Origin of the sequence: Vibrio furnissii CIP 102972 (assembly GCF_000176175.1) — a bacterium.
Taxonomy (GTDB): domain Bacteria; phylum Pseudomonadota; class Gammaproteobacteria; order Enterobacterales; family Vibrionaceae; genus Vibrio; species Vibrio furnissii.
In genome coordinates, this window is the sequence record NZ_ACZP01000013.1 from 764,193 (window position 1) to 779,157 (window position 14,965).

Genomic DNA, 14,965 nt, shown 5'->3' on the forward strand with positions numbered 1-14,965 from the left:
CCGTCATTGCTTCGTGCTGAGCAAATTTTTGCCTAGGTAATTTTGCGATTATGATATGGGCATAAAAGTATAAACGTCAGAGAGTGCCCTTAATCCCATGTTCGATAAACAAAAAATCTACAAGTGTCCGGTTGGTGAAAATCCGGAAATAGGAAAGTGCGCGTCTTGTGTGATGGAAAGAGAGTTAGCGAAATCAGCTGCACTTTTGAAAACCGCCGAAGCAAAAAATGTATCCAGCGGAACTGCATTTTCCGATTTGAAGCCACAACGTGAATCCGAAGTGACAAAGATGTCTACGAAAGAGCGTCTTGCAATGCAAAGGCAGCAGAACATTGAAGCCAACGATCAAGCGTATGAAATGGTTCAGGCGAGACAAAAAGTTTCCCCCCAGAACATGTACTGGCCACCATATAACCCCACCGCGCCTGAAGGTGAAAAATATATCGATGTTGAATACGTCGAGCCTATTGTCAGCATTGCCGTATTGTCTCTAGAGGAAGCTCAAGAATTTTACCAGAGCCTAGGCGGCAAAGAGACCATCGGCAATGTTCGGAGTTATAGTGATTTAACTAAAGGTGGTGCAGAAGCTTACGCCACTGCAAAGGGCTTGGGTGGTTTGGGCGTTAAAGCATCGACGAAAAGTATCAATGGGAAAGACTGGGTGATCATCCGTGATTTTCGCAAACACCAACAGACATTAATGAAAGGCAATAAATGGGGAGCGAACAACCCTAAAGTTATCCAAGCCGGCTTGGGATTGAACGATCTAAAGGGCGTAACCAGATATGTAAAATTCAATGCCGGTATTGAAATTGCGTTTGCTATTGGAATCAATGCTACCGACTACATATTGCGTGATGAAGCTACCTTAGCAGAACTTGGCGTAAACACAGCGGGGGATTTGGCAAAAGGCTTTATATCGCTGGTAGGGGCTGCGCTATTCACTGCCGTTGTAGTGCCAACAACTGTTGGTGTTCTGTTCAGTGGAATGACGTTCGCTGCGGCGTCATTTATACTTGGTAACGCATTAGATGCAGTTGACGAAAACAACGGATATTCAGAAACAATGACAGAAGCAGTTAAGGAATATTTTCAATGAACTACTTAAGACTCGTTTTTTTGGGTCTCTTGGGGTTTTTGGCATATTGGCAGGTTGCAGGACAAATAGGTTCGGCATTTTCAACCAATACTGTGATAAAAGCGGACGGTTTATTAAACATTTGGGCGAGCTATAGCGGTTTGCTGATATGTACCTACCTCTCCATTTATTACTTAAAAGACATACTTAATCTTTCAATAAATATTGGCAATGTCAACAAAGTGGGAATATTGATGTTTGTTGTCATTGCCCCCCTGCTCGCGATCGCAACATTCGGTCAAACCAAGTCCAATGTTTCGGGTTATGTTGAATGCAAGCACGAGCGCAAAGTCTCCAGTCGATACTCTAGTCGTACGTATGCCATCAATGACGAAATTTGTGCCTCGCTGAAAGACAACAAGTAAACATAAACAGATGAAAGCCAATGCTCATTGGCTTTCTTCAAATGACAAAACTCGCTTAAATCGGAGTTTAGACTTACAAGAGCGGATCATCTAACATTTTTCCTGAAGCTTAGACATAACTGTTTTCAGAGAAGGGTAATTCCCTTGTTTTACCTTGCTCACCCAAACCTCACATTGTCCATAATCACCCCTGTACTCCCAAGTTCCTTTAAAATCGCCAGCACCTTCAATCATGCTTCTTGCTTCAGATTTGCTTTTGTTGTTAAGAGACAAACATTGTGTTGGCCCACATCCCCAATATCGTATGTTTCCAGAAGAATCTCGAAAACTCTTGATAAACATTAAACCGCCGTTTGTATAATATTCGAACGAGTATGCTGAAGTGGAAATAAGTACCGCTGATGCGAACAATGTACTTAATATATGTTTGTTTAACTTCATTGCAATTCCCCTCTTAATCAGGTTAGTAAATCGTTACCACCGAGTGAAAATAAAGCGTAGCAAACTAATGTTTACCTGCTCACCAAACGACGAATCTGAAATTAAAAGTTGCTACATATGTGACACCAATCACTGAAACTGCGTTTAAGTTGCGGACAGGCTTTAAGAACACCACACTGGGAATTGTGGCCAATGAAACCCGCAACCAAGCAGACCAAAACCTATATTGACAATCAGAGCTGTGGCCTGTCGGCTCACAAACCTAACAATCCCTATTCGTCAATCAAGAGCCAAACATGGGACAGCCAATCGGAAATCGCACTGACGATTCAATCAGACAAATCAGTGACCGTGGGTAAGACAAAATGCGAGAAAGGAACCTCCCCTCATCTGGATGTCGGGAACTTAGGTTGGCGCGACTAAAAACACACCAGAGGGAACATGTGGACACCAATAAAAACAAATCTGTAGTTTTTAATTAGTGCAGAAACGACAAAACCCGCTAAAAAGCGGGTTTTGTGTGAATTTATGGTGCGTCCGAGTGGACTCGAACCACCGACCCCCGCCATGTCAAGGCGATACTCTAACCAGCTGAGCTACGGACGCACACTGCAATTTTAGACACTTGCTAAGTGTTTTCTCATGGTGCGTCCGAGTGGACTCGAACCACCGACCCCCGCCATGTCAAGGCGATACTCTAACCAGCTGAGCTACGGACGCTTTCCTTGAGAACGGGGAGGATATTAACGACAGAATTTCACGCGTGCAAGTCAAATTTCTTTGTTTTTGAATCAATTGGCTTTTCTATCGACAGTTTGCTGCTTTTTTATGCCATGTCACGTCAATTAACTGAGTTACATCACAATTAATCATCCGCCACTAATTAGAACTATCTCTCCTTTTGTGACTCGTATTCAAAAATAATATTGATTGCTCAAACTAAAGGGGTAGTATAGCGCTTCATTGGCTAGGAAATATGCAATCGAGACGTGAGAACATGGATGCAAAGTTGTTTGACAATTCGCATACTCTGAGAGCGTCAGTTTTGGCGGGGCTCAGTTTGTTCCTGACCGCGATTGCCCTGTTCTTCACCATCTTCAACATTTCCTACAATGAAGCTTATTTACTGGCTGGGCTGGAGTTCCTCTTCGCCTTCTACTCCGGTTACATCTATCGACTCGCCACCGCGCACAAGCACACGCATCGACACGTTCAATATTACGTCTACTTTCTGATTAGCATCATCGGCGTGGGTAGCTTTATGCAACCTCTGGGAAATGGGTTGTTCCTGTGGACGATCTTCTGCCCGATTTTGCTGTATGTCTTACTTGGGCAATCGCATGGCCGCCTGATGACCGGAGTGGTGCTGATCATTCAAATTTTCAACGTCTACCACAATTCCAGCCAAGTTGCCGCGTTTGATACCGTAGCGACATTGGTTAATTTGATTCTGTGTTATGTGGGCGTTTGGACGGTCTCTCATATCTATGAAACCAACCGTCACAACATCGAAAACTCGCTCAGTTATCTCGCCTCGCGCGACTCACTGACGGGCGCTCACAATCGTTTGTCCCTCTCTTCCGCCTTCAACCATTTTGAACAACATAAAGACGACAATTCGTCGTTGTGTTTGTTGATTATCGATTTGGATTACTTCAAACAGGTCAACGATGAGTTTGGCCACGATACCGGCGATAAAGTGTTGATTGAAACCACGCAACTTTTGGCGCAAGTGGTTGGGGATGAAAATCTGTTTCGCATTGGCGGTGAAGAGTTTTGTGTCACGTTGTTTGATCAGGGATTGACGCAAGCAGAGCGCGTTGGCGAACGTCTGCGTGGCATCGTCGGGCAGCACCTGTACAACTATCGCAACCAACGCATCGCATTAACGCTCAGCGTCGGCATTTGTGAGTACCGCGACGGCGACAACCTCAGTGACTTACTGAAATTGGCCGATGTGGAGTTATACCGCGCGAAAAAAAACGGACGCAATCAGGTCCGTTTATGTCAGGTGGCCGACAAACGCGAACACACCATGCAAACCGAATCAGCTTAACGAGTCGTTGTCGTTGGCCTCGTTCTCTTCATCCAGTTCATAGACCACATTGTAATTTTCGGTATACGTGCAGTGCGGTTGACGACTGCATGTAAAGAAGCGGCGACCTTTAAAATCGCCCTGGCTGGCGACTTTAATCACCATCGGGCTGCCACAGCGCTTACAAAAGCGCACTTCCCTGTCCGTTTCAATCAAATCGATGTGTGCCGCCAGTAAGCGACGCAGCTTGCCCACTTGATAACTGTATTTGATGTTGGCGCCAATCAAAGGAATGTTGGCGGTTTTGCACACGTGCATCAGCAACTTTTCGCGATCCACTTTCGCTTTATTCAGCTCTTTGCCGTCATCCAGCTCCACCACCACACGCGGCTCGAGCGTACGTGCATCGCACACCACAAAGTTAAAATAGCTGCGAGCAATGCGATTACTGGCAATAAACCACTGCTTTTTGTTCTGCAATTTTGCGGGCGCCACCACTTGCGCCATGCTGACTTTGGTTAGCACCACGCCATGTTCGCCCACCGCGGTTTTGAGCGCATTGTAAAAGGCACTTTCGGCCATGTTGAGTACGGGCCCTTTGCGTTTATAGGCGTAATCTTTGCTGTCATCATGACGAATCACAAATTTCTGAATCACCACGAAAAAAATAACCAGCAATGCAACGATGATAAAAATGTTAGTCATGGGACTCCATCGGTTTTCCTTACAGCGCTCAACCCTGTATGACTGCCCGTCGTCAAGCGCTAACAATTTGAGACGTAACGCTTTCATTGATAACTGAAGTTTTGCGGAAAGGCCAGTTTATTCCTTCCATTTTGAGGATTGCACAGCGCGCTGGCTTCACATCGCCCTAGTTTACGCCAACGCGTCCCACACTCAAGGCGAGCAACATCCCGTGCAAAGGTTTCTCAAGTGCGACACCTTTCACCCCAACGCCATCGCTTTATAAACAAAACAGTAAACAACACCGCAAACAACACACCGATGTACAGAAAACGTCATCATCGTTTTGCGCCCATTCAAGGAGCGAATTCGTGCGACGATTTGGCCCCCTTTTGGCGAGAAATCATCAATTTCTGCAACGATTTGAAGATTCGCATTCGCACCGCTACTGAATCATGATGTAGATCAGCGAGTCGTGTCAGCATTCATATATTATTTTAAAAATTAAAATTTTTTAGTAACCGAACATGAGCATTGATTATGAACGAAGATTCGATTCGCTTGACTGAATACAGTCATGGCGCGGGCTGCGGCTGCAAAATATCCCCTGAAGTGCTTGCCACCATTCTCGCCTCTCAACAACCCAGTTTCGTAGACCCAAATCTGTTAGTCGGCAACCAAAGCTGCGATGACGCCGCCGTTTACAAACTCAATGACGAAGTCGGCATCATCAGCACCACCGATTTCTTTATGCCCATCGTGGACGACCCGTTTACCTTTGGCCGTATTGCCGCAACCAACGCCATCAGCGACATTTACGCCATGGGTGGCAAGCCAATTATGGCGATTGCCATTCTAGGCTGGCCCATCAATAAACTGTCGGCCGACGTGGCGCAGCAAGTGGTTGATGGCGGCCGTCAAGCGTGTGCCGATGCGGGTATCTGTTTGGCAGGCGGCCACAGCATCGATTCACCTGAGCCCATTTTTGGATTGGCGGTGACCGGGCAAGTGGCATTGGACCGCATTAAACGCAACGATACTGCGCGCGAAGGCGACCTCATTTACCTCACCAAACCACTGGGGATTGGCATTCTGACCACCGCGCAGAAACAGAAAAAAATTGCCGAAGGCGACACCGACATCGCAGTCAACGCCATGTGCCAACTGAACAAAATTGGTGAACCGATCGCAACCCTTGACGGGGTGCACGCCATGACGGACGTGACCGGGTTTGGCCTCGCTGGACACCTGCTTGAAATGTGCCGCGGTGCCAACCTCAACGCCACCATTCATACCGAACAATTGCCATTGCTGCCGAAAGTGGATGTGTATCTGGCGCAAGGTTGTGTCCCGGGCGGCACCCACCGCAACTTCGCCAGCTACGGCGACAGCTTGCCAAAAATGACCGCCGAGCAAAAAACCATTGTGTGCGATCCACAAACCAGTGGCGGCCTGATGATTGCCGTTGATCCGCAACACGCGGAACACTTAGAAGCACTGCTGGCCGAGCATCACCAGCCGCTGTTTAAAGTTGGGCAATTCTCAGCGCACAACGATGAGGCATGCCGCATTCAATTCCTCTAATTCCTGCGCCCAAATAAACCAAGAGGCGGCGAGATGAAATCAACTTCCATCTCGCCGCCTCTTTATTTGCTTTTATCTCTCTCGCTGATGGCGCAACAATCGATGCGATTCACCGCGACAGTGAGGGCTTATTTCCCAGCCCATTGATACCAACCGCCGTCATAGACGCTGATATTTTCCCAGCCCATCACGTACGCATAAAAAAAGACTTCCGAAGCGCGCCAGCCGGTTCCGCAGAAAAACGACACTTGTTGCTCTGGCTCGATGTTGGCTGCATGCCAGAACTGCGTGATTTCCTCGGCGCTGCGCATGGTTTGGTCTGGGTTACGGAAATCTTCCAGATGGTACGCATCGCTGCCCGCATGGCCCCATTTCGCACCCGGAATGTGACCTTTGGATTGAATGTAATCGTAGCCGCTGGTTTCGCCGTTAAATTCGGCCAATGTACGAATACTCACCAGCGATTGCTGATCTTGTGGCAACGTCAACAAGGCTTTCGCTTCTGGCAGATCAATGATGTAGTTTGGATTGGCAGGAATGGTTTTACCAAAAGCGGTGGTCGCCGACACCTCAGGTGAGGTCATGGCTGTTTGGTAACCGCCATCTTCCCATGATTGCCAGCCGCCATTAAGCAAACGGACATCTTGCACACCCGCATACATCAAAATGTTCGCAAGGCGCGCTGCCGCCATGTTTTCACGGCCGTATAAAATCACCGTGGTGTCGTATTTGATGCCAAGGTTGTGAACCAACACTTCCAGCTGCTCGTCAGAGACACGGTTCCACCACGGTTTCGATTCGATATCATTGGTGTTCACGTACTGAGCGCCCGGAATGTGCGCCCACAGGTATTTGGTTGCCGGGCCCCAAGCCACTTCCAGCACTTTGTAATCGGCGCTTGGTGCATGTTGCACGGTCTCACCTTTAATCACGTCATTCACCCACCACGCGGGCACCAAGTTTTGATAACGCGGCAATGCCACCAAATCGCCTTGGTATTGTTCCAGCGGCTGCTCAATCACGTCCACAGATTGAAAACCCTGCTTCACCAATGTTTTTTTCAATTGCGTCGCGCTGTCCATGGCGCAGTAAAGAAACGTCGGATGATCTTTAACCAGCGACTTATTCTCGATCATGTGTTTCAGTTCATCGGCTGACATCATTTCGACCCAGCGCGCATCAAAGTTCACCGCCCCCGGAATATGACCGCCAGTCGCTTGGCCCATTTCTGGCCAGCCGTTGTAGAAGTTACTGTCGCGACAATCGACAATTTGCACCTCATAGGGTTGCGCTTGTTGGCTCTCCAAGACATCGGAGAAGGTAGCCGCGGCAGCGATGGAGCTCAGGCCGCAGCCGCAGAGAAGAAGAGATGCTTGACTTAAACGCATAATCGAACCTTTTAACGAACGTTGATTTGAATGCACATGATGGGCGGAGTCGCCCATCATTTAGAACTACATGGCGATGACTTTGTCGGCCCACAGGACCCATTGGCTGAGATCCGCCATGGTGCCAATGGCCACATCATCAATCACTTGCGACATGGCGACGCCACGTGCAGAAATGCAGGTTTTACACAGCAGCACACTGACCTTTTGCGCCAGCAAGACCTCTAACATTTGGCCAATGTTGTAACTGAAATCAGGTGTGACCTGCCCTTTCAGCGCGCCAAAGACGCTGTCCGACATCAGGAACAGCTTCAGGTTCACGGTATGGTCGTCTTGCTCTTTGAGCGCAATGGCCAAACGCAGCGCATTAAATAGCGCTTCCGAACCATACGGGCTGCCCGACAATGTCATCACGATATTTTGAGATTGCATGAGTTTCACCTTTCTAAACAATGAACATCGAACACACGACTTAACAAGTCACTGCTGCGCGCTGCTCGGTCAGCCAATTGAGCCAAGCGTCGAACCCTTCGCCAGTGGTCGCCGATAACTGAATCACTTGAATCGCTGGGTTCACTTTTTTAGCGTTGTGAATGCAGTTCGCCACGTCGAAGTTCACGTAAGGCAGCAAATCCGTTTTGTTGATGATCATCAGTTCAGATTCAGCAAACATATTGGGATATTTCAGCGGTTTGTCTTCCCCTTCGGTGACCGACAAAATCGCGACTTTGCAACGCTCGCCAAGATCAAAGCTGGCAGGACACACCAAGTTACCCACGTTTTCGATAAACAGCACACCGGCTTCATCAAACGCCAATTGATGGTACGCGTGGTGAATCATGTCGGCATCCAAATGGCAGCCTTTACCGGTATTGACTTGCAAGGCAGGCACTTGTGTCGCGCGAATGCGATCGGCATCGTTGCTGGTCTGTTGGTCCCCTTCAATCACCGCACATGGCAAGCGATCTTTCAGGCGATTTAAAGTTTCAACCAACAAGGTGGTTTTGCCTGAACCCGGGCTGGAAACGAGGTTAAGCACCAACTGACCGGCGGCAATGAAATGCGCGCGGTTGTGTTCTGCCACTTCGTTGTTTTTGCCCAGAATGTCTTGTTCCAGTGTCAGCAATTGACGTTGCGACACGCCCGCCACATGCACTTGCGCTTCGCCGCGACCAAAATGCATATCGCCATTGTCATGGGTCTGCGCGTGATGTTCGGCGTGGTCGTGATCGCCTGCATGGCTGTGTTCATGGTGCGCATGTTCAGAGTGACTATGTTCATGATGACTATGTTCATGGTGACTATGTTCATGAGGTGCATGGTCAGGCTGGACGTGCTGCGGCGCTGATGCCGGCGTAAAGCCATGATAATGAACGTGATGATGAACATCGCCTTGGTGGTAGTAATGGTGATGAATCACCAGCGGCTGTTCGCTGGCGTGAGCGTGATGCTCACCGTGGTCGTGTGCATGGTCATGGTCATGGTCATGGTCATGGTCATGGTCATGAGAATGCGCGTGCTCATGTGAATGTCCATGAGAATGGGGATGATCATGCTGATGATCGTGCTCAATTTGGCTATCACCGCAGCCACAAACAGTACACATATTATTCAACCTCGATGTGTTTAACTTGAAGTTCCTCGCCTTGCTGCACAGTCAATTGATAACTGTGGCACTGCGGGCAACTGTCTTGATAATTCTCAATGGCAAACTGGTGACGACACCCTTGGCACACAGCAATTGCTGGCAGAGTTTCTATCACCACTTCGGCGTCTTGGGCGATCGTTTCGCGGCTGGCCATTTCTAACCCAGTTCGCAACGCTTCTGGCTCAATGCACGACAACACCCCAACGCTGAGGGTAATTTTGGTGACCTTACGGTAGTGGTGCTTTTGAGCTTGCTCGACAACCAAATCAATGGTTTTCAAGCTAATGGAAAGTTCATGCATGGCGCTTCTCAACAAATTCGTGGCAGCAACTCGCCCGCAGGAAAATCGAGGTAACGACGACTTCCCCAAGGATTGCATAAAATAGGGCGCGCTGGCGTTCCGGCTTGCACGGTGCCAATACACGCCGCGTTAGGGTGATGTTGACGCAGCGCGGCCAGCGCGGTGTCGCTGTCTTTGGCAGGCACGGCCAGCACAAAAGTGCCTTCATTGGCCAAATCGTAAGGTTCGAAGCCAAACAGTTCACACAACCCGCGCACGGCGTCGGTCACCGGCACACTTTGCTCATCAATCACCAACTGCACTTGGCTGGTTTGACACCATTCGTTGAGCACCGCAGACAAACCGCCGCGCGTGGCATCACGCATGGCGTGAATCTCGATGTCGGCGTGCAAAAGTGCGTCTACCGCCGGCCATAACAGATCACAATCGCTCTCGATTTGCGTTTCTAGCGCCATCGACTCTCGCTGCGCCAGCACACATGCGCCGTGACAGCCAATATCGCGCGACACCAAAATGCAATCGCCCGCTTGCAGGTGATGCGCCGACACGCCCTCACGCTGGATGGCGCCGATGCCAGTGGTGTTGATAAACACTTTATCGACACTGCCTTTGGGCACCACTTTGGTATCGCCACACACAATCTGCGCGCCAATACGGCTCAGCTCTTTGGCCATGGTATCGACAATCTCGGTCAGCTCACTCAGCGCCAGCCCCTCTTCAATCATGAAACCGCAGCTCAAGTACGTCGGTTTCGCCGCAGCCATGGCGAGGTCATTGCAGGTGCCCGCAATCGCCAGCGAGCCGATGTTGCCGCCAGGGAAAAACAGCGGTGAAACAGTGAAGCTGTCGGTGGTCATCGCAATTGGGCCGCTGATCGACAAGCTCGCCGCGTCTTCGTCGCGGCTCAGAATTTCATTGCCGAAGCGCGAGAAAAATAGCTGGCGAATAAACTGGCCCATCTCCTGACCGCCACCGCCATGACTGATTTGTACGTGAGTCATCTCACTCATTTTCGTTTCCCCCGGTCAACGACACCGATTCAATGGCGCCGTAGCGATAATACGCATTGCAAGCCCCTTCAGAACTCACCATGCAACTGCCCATTGGGCGCGTTGGCTTGCACGCGCGGCCAAACACTTTGCAGTCTGGTGGCGTGGCTAAACCGCGTAGAATATCGCCGCAGCGACACGCTTTATGATCGTCTTGATGATCGTGTGGCAGATGCGCCGCAAAACGTAATTCCGCATCGCGATGCGCGTAAGCATCGCGCAGTTGCAATGCCGAGTGTGGAATGTTGCCTAATCCACGCCACGCAAAGGTGTCACGCACCGCAAACACGTTGTCGACAAACGCTTGCGCCGCCGTATTCCCCGCCGACGTCACGACGCGAGAATATTGCGTTTCCAGTGCCGCCTGATGCGACAGCGCTTGCTCAACCAGCATCAAAACCGACTCCAGAACATCGACCGGCTCAAAGCCTGCCACCACCACCGGCACCTGGTGTTGTTCGACAATCGGTTGATAGATATGTGACCCGGTCACCGCACTCACGTGTGACGGACCAATGAAAGCGTTCACTGGGGTGCGTTCGTCGGCCATCACCGCATTCATCGCGGGCGGCACCAACACATGGTTGATGTGAAAGTAGAGATTGTTGATCTGCTGGCGCTCGGCCAAATCGACCAACACGGCGGTCATCGGCGTGGTGGTTTCAAAACCAATCGCAAAATAGACCACCTGCTTGGTGGGGTTCTCTTTGGCGATCTTCAACACGTCCATCGGATCGTAAATCGGCACCACATGCCCGCCTTCGGCTCGGCATTGCGCCAGAGACAATCGCGACCCCGGCACACGAATCATGTCACCCAAACAGACCAGCATCACATCCGGCAATTGCGCCAATGCAATCGCGTGGTCGATGCGTTCTTTGGGCATCACACACACCGGGCAACCCGGGCCATGCACAAAACTGAGTGATTCTGGCAGCAACTGTTTTAAGCCATATTTCATGATGGTGTGAGTATGTCCACCGCACACTTCCATGATGTATAACGGCTCGCTTAGCTGCGCGGCGCGCTGGCGGATTTTGTCTGCCAAGGCTTTCACCACATCCGGACGCCGATAGGTTTGATAGAGGTTGGCTGCGACACTCATGAGAGCAACACCGCGACGTCTTCACGTTCCATCTCAGCCAACAACGCTTCATACGTCGCGAGGTTGGTTTCCGCTTCCTGCTGATTAATTTTGCTGATGGCGAAACCCACGTGAACCAGCAGATGGTCGCCGACGGCAATGGAATCACTGATGAGGTGGGTGCTGATCTCTTTGCACACGCCCAAGGTGTCCACTTTGGCAGTCATCGCGTCTTCATCGACAGACAGTACGCGGGAAGGAATACATAAACACATGGTGTTCTCACTTCTTGATCATGAAGCCATGACGGCATGCGTCGCCATGGCGTTATTCGTTAAGTTCGACTAAAGGTCATACGCCAGTTGATGCCAAAGCTGACCTGCGGCGATGCCGGAGTCATTGACCGGAATGTGGCTGCCCGTGATAAACGGACAGGCTGAATCGGGATACATCGCATCAATGGCATCAAGCAAGCAGCGGTTTTGGAACACGCCGCCACTCAGTACCAACGGCAAGTTGGCATGTTGCTGCGCAATATCGATCACCGCTTTGGCCAGTGCACCGATAAAGGCATCGCTGCACACACATGCCCAGCGTTTTGCCGAGATATCATCGGACGCCAAGCCGCGCTCCAGCGATTGTTGCAGCGCTGGCGCCCAGTCGAGTTGCTGGTCGCGCCAAGGCAGCGACAACGCAACTTGGTGCTCGCCCGCTTGACGCGCGGCGTTTTCCATTTGCAGACCGCTCTCACCTTCGTAATCCGGTGTTGTCACGAATCCCAACAGGCACGCCCACGCATCAAATAAACGGCCGACTGAGCTACACAGCGGCGAACGTTCTGCGTTCCGCCACAGGTGAAACAGGTTTTGGAAACGCGAATCCGACCACGCGGCAAATGCAGGCAGATGGAGTTGCTGGATCTCTGCTGGCGTCATGAGTTCAAGCAACAAGGCATAGAGCACTCGCTCTGGCTCACGAATCGCTTGCTCACCGCCAATCAGGCGAAATGGTCGAAGGTGCGCGATGCGCTGATAACCAAGGCGGTCGGCGATCATCACCTCGCCGCCCCATACCGTGCCGTCATCACCCGCGCCGGTGCCATCAAAACTCACCCCCAAAACGGGGCCATTGAGCTGCGATTCAGCCATCACCGACAAAATATGCGCGTAATGGTGCTGCACGTGCAGCGCAGACGACGTTTGTTCGTTCACCCACTGGGTTGAGAAATAGCCCGGATGGGCATCCGCGACCCAACGCTCGGTCGATGCTTGGTAAAGATGAGGAAAATAGTGTGTCGCATCGACAAACCGCTGCTGTGTATCGAGATCAGTCAAGTCGCCCAAATAGGGTGATAAAAACCATTGATTGCGCACCGCAAATGCAACCGTGGATTTTTGCTGCGCGCCCACAGCGAGCGTGGCTGGCGCACGATTAGCCAGCGGAAAACTGAGCGGCGCATAACCGCGCGCCATCCGCAACACACGCATACTGCCCGCAGCAAGCTGCACTAAGCTGTCGTCACAGGCATGGACGATCGGGCGATTGTGATCGAGCACGCTGTCGAGGGAGGCCCCGAACATGGCAAACACCTGCTGCGCCTCGGTCGCCAACGGCAAGCCTGACACATTGGCACTGGTCATCACCAAGGGCGCAAAACAGCCACGTTGTTGCAGCGCGTCAATCAATAACAGGTGCAGCGGCGTATAAGCCAGCATCACCCCCAAACAATCGACATCGGGCGCGACGTTGTCCGCGACAGGCGCGCGCCCCGCATCGGTGTGTTCGGCTTTGTGCATCAAAACAATGGGGCTGGCTTGCGATTTCAGCGTTTGCCATTCCAGCGCTTCCCCCTGCACATAGTGTTTAGCTTGCGCGACATCACTCACCATCACGGCCAACGGCTTTCTGGCGCGATGTTTTAACTCACGCAAACGCGCCACCGCTTGAAGCGAAGTGGCATCACACACCAAATGAAATCCGCCAAGGCCTTTGAGCGCAATCACGCCGCCCGCAATCAGTTGCTCGGCTGCGCGTTCAATCGCTGCATGTGCTTTCGCAATGCACGTTTGTTGCGGGCTGAGCAGCGTCACCGACGGGCCGCAATGCGCGCAACTCACTGGCTGAGCATGGTAGCGACGATCCATCGGATTTTGATACGCACGCGCACATGCTGGGCACAGCTTGAAATCAGCCATCGAAGTTTGATGGCGGTCATATGGCAAAGCTTTGATGATGGTGAAACGTGGGCCACAATTGGTGCAGTTGATGAACGGGTAATGATAAAAGCGCGAATTCGGATCAAACAGCTCGCGGCGGCAATCCATGCAGATGGCCTGATCGGGCGGCACGCTGACACTGATCTCCGCGTCATCGCTGCTGGATAAAATCTGAAACGCCGCAAAATCGGTCGGATCCAGCGGACGCAACGCCACGTTGTCCACTCGGGCCAACGGTGGCGTTTGAATGAGGAGTTCACGATAAAACGCGTCAAATTGGCGCTGCTCACCTTGGACGTCAATCCGTACGCCCCGGGCATCATTGATCACCCAGCCTTTCAACTGGTGTTCAATGGCCAGACGGTACACAAAGGGCCGAAAACCGACCCCTTGTACCTGTCCTTTAATTTCAATCAGACAACGCATCATCGCTTCGGTCCGTTATGAAAACAGGAATGAGCCACCCAGCAGCGCGATTGCCGCACCTGCCAGTTTGGTCAGACGTTTGCTGGCTGCAAAACGCATTACCATTTCGCCCAGAGCGATACCAGCAATGTGCAGACCCGCTGTCGCAACAATAAAGCCAGAGAAGTAGCTGATCGCTTGACCGTTGATTGGCATTTCTGCGCCATGCGCCATACCGTGGAATACCGCAAACGCCATGATCAATGTGGTCGCCATTTTTTGTGGCATGTTCGCACCGCGAAGCAGCATCACACCCATCATCACGACGCTGAGCGCGATGAAGGTTTCAACCCCAGGCACCACAAGGCTAGAAATCCCCATCACACCACCAATCACCATGAAAGCGATAAAGCTCAGTGGCATCGTCCAGCGATTTTTACCACCAAACAGTGATGCGAGCAGGCCCACGCCAATCATCACGCTCATGTGATCCAAACCCGTCAGCGGGTGCATAAAACCGCTTTCCAATCCATGACTACCAATGTGGCCCGGGTGAGCAAACACCATCGGTGAGAAAAGAAGGCATAGACTGACGATTGCTGTATTTTTTGTACTCATAACGAAAAG

General features: G+C 51.1%; 17 protein-coding genes and 2 tRNA genes. 5 read left to right on the top strand and 14 right to left on the bottom strand.

Annotated elements, in window-relative coordinates:
• The first annotated feature begins 97 nt into the window (after nt 1-97).
• The gene (locus tag VFA_RS07445; RefSeq protein ID WP_004726104.1) at nt 98-1,099 is read left to right on the top strand and encodes a hypothetical protein; all 1,002 of its coding nucleotides are present in this window, start codon (nt 98-100) and stop codon (nt 1,097-1,099) included.
• A complete protein-coding gene (locus VFA_RS07450) occupies nt 1,096-1,503 on the top strand; it encodes a hypothetical protein (RefSeq protein ID WP_038151204.1) in 408 nt (135 codons plus the stop codon). The genes VFA_RS07445 and VFA_RS07450 overlap by 4 nt, the downstream gene beginning before the upstream one ends.
• A gap of 90 nt (nt 1,504-1,593) precedes the next feature.
• Here VFA_RS07450 and VFA_RS23780 read toward each other — a convergent pair whose 3' ends face one another.
• Nucleotides 1,594-1,944 (bottom strand): hypothetical protein, encoded by a 351-nt coding sequence (locus tag VFA_RS23780; protein ID WP_140209441.1) that lies wholly within the window; start codon nt 1,942-1,944, stop codon nt 1,594-1,596.
• 192 nt (nt 1,945-2,136) lie between these two features.
• On the opposite strand from VFA_RS23780, the gene VFA_RS07455 reads away from it, so the two are divergent.
• Nucleotides 2,137-2,367 (top strand): hypothetical protein, encoded by a 231-nt coding sequence (locus VFA_RS07455; RefSeq protein ID WP_004726106.1) that lies wholly within the window; start codon nt 2,137-2,139, stop codon nt 2,365-2,367.
• A 106-nt stretch (nt 2,368-2,473) separates the two neighbouring features.
• Here VFA_RS07455 and VFA_RS07460 read toward each other — a convergent pair.
• Nucleotides 2,474-2,550, bottom strand: a tRNA-Val gene (locus VFA_RS07460).
• Nucleotides 2,551-2,587: 37 nt separating this feature from the next.
• A tRNA-Val gene (locus VFA_RS07465) sits at nt 2,588-2,664 on the bottom strand.
• 277 nt (nt 2,665-2,941) lie between these two features.
• Between VFA_RS07465 and VFA_RS07470 the strand changes: the two genes are divergently transcribed.
• Nucleotides 2,942-4,000: a GGDEF domain-containing protein gene (locus tag VFA_RS07470; RefSeq protein ID WP_038151207.1), complete on the top strand. Its 1,059-nt coding sequence runs from the start codon at nt 2,942-2,944 to the stop codon at nt 3,998-4,000.
• Here VFA_RS07470 and VFA_RS07475 read toward each other — a convergent pair.
• On the bottom strand, nt 3,992-4,684 hold the full coding sequence (locus tag VFA_RS07475) for a DUF2726 domain-containing protein (protein ID WP_004726108.1): 693 nt from the start codon (nt 4,682-4,684) through the stop codon (nt 3,992-3,994). The genes VFA_RS07470 and VFA_RS07475 overlap by 9 nt on opposite strands.
• 519 nt (nt 4,685-5,203) lie before the next feature.
• Here VFA_RS07475 and selD point away from each other — a divergent pair.
• Nucleotides 5,204-6,247: a selenide, water dikinase SelD gene (gene selD, locus VFA_RS07480; protein WP_004726110.1), complete on the top strand. Its 1,044-nt coding sequence runs from the start codon at nt 5,204-5,206 to the stop codon at nt 6,245-6,247.
• 128 nt (nt 6,248-6,375) lie between these two features.
• On the opposite strand, the gene VFA_RS07485 is transcribed toward selD, so the two are convergent.
• From VFA_RS07485 to VFA_RS07525, 10 genes are all read right to left on the bottom strand, one after another.
• Nucleotides 6,376-7,635 (bottom strand): rhodanese-like domain-containing protein, encoded by a 1,260-nt coding sequence (locus VFA_RS07485; protein ID WP_004726111.1) that lies wholly within the window; start codon nt 7,633-7,635, stop codon nt 6,376-6,378.
• A 66-nt stretch (nt 7,636-7,701) separates the two neighbouring features.
• Entirely contained in the window at nt 7,702-8,067 is a 366-nt protein-coding gene (locus tag VFA_RS07490) for a DsrE/DsrF/TusD sulfur relay family protein (RefSeq protein ID WP_004726112.1), read from the bottom strand.
• Between the two features lie 40 nt (nt 8,068-8,107).
• Nucleotides 8,108-9,055: a hydrogenase nickel incorporation protein HypB gene (gene hypB, locus VFA_RS07495; protein ID WP_004726113.1), complete on the bottom strand. Its 948-nt coding sequence runs from the start codon at nt 9,053-9,055 to the stop codon at nt 8,108-8,110.
• On the bottom strand, nt 9,052-9,189 hold the full coding sequence (locus VFA_RS24145) for a hypothetical protein (protein WP_244291762.1): 138 nt from the start codon (nt 9,187-9,189) through the stop codon (nt 9,052-9,054). The genes hypB and VFA_RS24145 overlap by 4 nt, the downstream gene beginning before the upstream one ends.
• 53 nt (nt 9,190-9,242) lie before the next feature.
• Nucleotides 9,243-9,584 (bottom strand): hydrogenase maturation nickel metallochaperone HypA, encoded by a 342-nt coding sequence (gene hypA / locus VFA_RS07500; protein WP_004726115.1) that lies wholly within the window; start codon nt 9,582-9,584, stop codon nt 9,243-9,245.
• A gap of 8 nt (nt 9,585-9,592) precedes the next feature.
• The gene (hypE, locus tag VFA_RS07505) at nt 9,593-10,585 is read right to left on the bottom strand and encodes a hydrogenase expression/formation protein HypE (protein WP_004726116.1); all 993 of its coding nucleotides are present in this window, start codon (nt 10,583-10,585) and stop codon (nt 9,593-9,595) included.
• Between the two features lies 1 nt (nt 10,586).
• Nucleotides 10,587-11,738 carry a hydrogenase formation protein HypD gene (hypD, locus tag VFA_RS07510; protein ID WP_004726117.1) on the bottom strand — a complete coding sequence of 384 codons (1,152 nt, stop codon included), beginning with the start codon at nt 11,736-11,738 and terminating at the stop codon, nt 10,587-10,589.
• Complete coding sequence (locus VFA_RS07515) at nt 11,735-11,992, bottom strand: HypC/HybG/HupF family hydrogenase formation chaperone (protein ID WP_004726118.1); 258 nt, start codon at nt 11,990-11,992, stop codon at nt 11,735-11,737. Before VFA_RS07515 ends, hypD begins: the two co-directional genes overlap by 4 nt.
• A 69-nt stretch (nt 11,993-12,061) precedes the next feature.
• Nucleotides 12,062-14,362, bottom strand: coding sequence for a carbamoyltransferase HypF (hypF, locus tag VFA_RS07520; RefSeq protein ID WP_004726119.1), 2,301 nt, complete (start codon nt 14,360-14,362; stop codon nt 12,062-12,064).
• A 12-nt stretch (nt 14,363-14,374) separates the two neighbouring features.
• Nucleotides 14,375-14,956, bottom strand: coding sequence for a HupE/UreJ family protein (locus tag VFA_RS07525; protein WP_038151214.1), 582 nt, complete (start codon nt 14,954-14,956; stop codon nt 14,375-14,377).
• Between the last annotated feature and the right edge of the window lie 9 nt (nt 14,957-14,965).

What these genes read in the sequence shown, in the direction of transcription:
- hypF (WP_004726119.1), bottom strand. Translation starts at nt 14,362, where the DNA reads ATGATGCGTTGTCTGATTGAAATTAAAGGACAGGTACAAGGGGTCGGT.
- VFA_RS23780 (WP_140209441.1), bottom strand. Translation starts at nt 1,944, where the DNA reads ATGAAGTTAAACAAACATATATTAAGTACATTGTTCGCATCAGCGGTA.
- hypA (WP_004726115.1), bottom strand. Translation starts at nt 9,584, where the DNA reads ATGCATGAACTTTCCATTAGCTTGAAAACCATTGATTTGGTTGTCGAG.
- VFA_RS07490 (WP_004726112.1), bottom strand. Translation starts at nt 8,067, where the DNA reads ATGCAATCTCAAAATATCGTGATGACATTGTCGGGCAGCCCGTATGGT.
- VFA_RS07445 (WP_004726104.1), top strand. Translation starts at nt 98, where the DNA reads ATGTTCGATAAACAAAAAATCTACAAGTGTCCGGTTGGTGAAAATCCG.
- VFA_RS07525 (WP_038151214.1), bottom strand. Translation starts at nt 14,956, where the DNA reads ATGAGTACAAAAAATACAGCAATCGTCAGTCTATGCCTTCTTTTCTCA.
- VFA_RS07475 (WP_004726108.1), bottom strand. Translation starts at nt 4,684, where the DNA reads ATGACTAACATTTTTATCATCGTTGCATTGCTGGTTATTTTTTTCGTG.
- VFA_RS07470 (WP_038151207.1), top strand. Translation starts at nt 2,942, where the DNA reads ATGGATGCAAAGTTGTTTGACAATTCGCATACTCTGAGAGCGTCAGTT.
- VFA_RS07450 (WP_038151204.1), top strand. Translation starts at nt 1,096, where the DNA reads ATGAACTACTTAAGACTCGTTTTTTTGGGTCTCTTGGGGTTTTTGGCA.
- hypE (WP_004726116.1), bottom strand. Translation starts at nt 10,585, where the DNA reads ATGACTCACGTACAAATCAGTCATGGCGGTGGCGGTCAGGAGATGGGC.
- VFA_RS07485 (WP_004726111.1), bottom strand. Translation starts at nt 7,635, where the DNA reads ATGCGTTTAAGTCAAGCATCTCTTCTTCTCTGCGGCTGCGGCCTGAGC.
- VFA_RS07455 (WP_004726106.1), top strand. Translation starts at nt 2,137, where the DNA reads ATGAAACCCGCAACCAAGCAGACCAAAACCTATATTGACAATCAGAGC.
- VFA_RS07515 (WP_004726118.1), bottom strand. Translation starts at nt 11,992, where the DNA reads ATGTGTTTATGTATTCCTTCCCGCGTACTGTCTGTCGATGAAGACGCG.
- selD (WP_004726110.1), top strand. Translation starts at nt 5,204, where the DNA reads ATGAACGAAGATTCGATTCGCTTGACTGAATACAGTCATGGCGCGGGC.
- VFA_RS24145 (WP_244291762.1), bottom strand. Translation starts at nt 9,189, where the DNA reads ATGATCATCCCCATTCTCATGGACATTCACATGAGCACGCGCATTCTC.
- hypD (WP_004726117.1), bottom strand. Translation starts at nt 11,738, where the DNA reads ATGAGTGTCGCAGCCAACCTCTATCAAACCTATCGGCGTCCGGATGTG.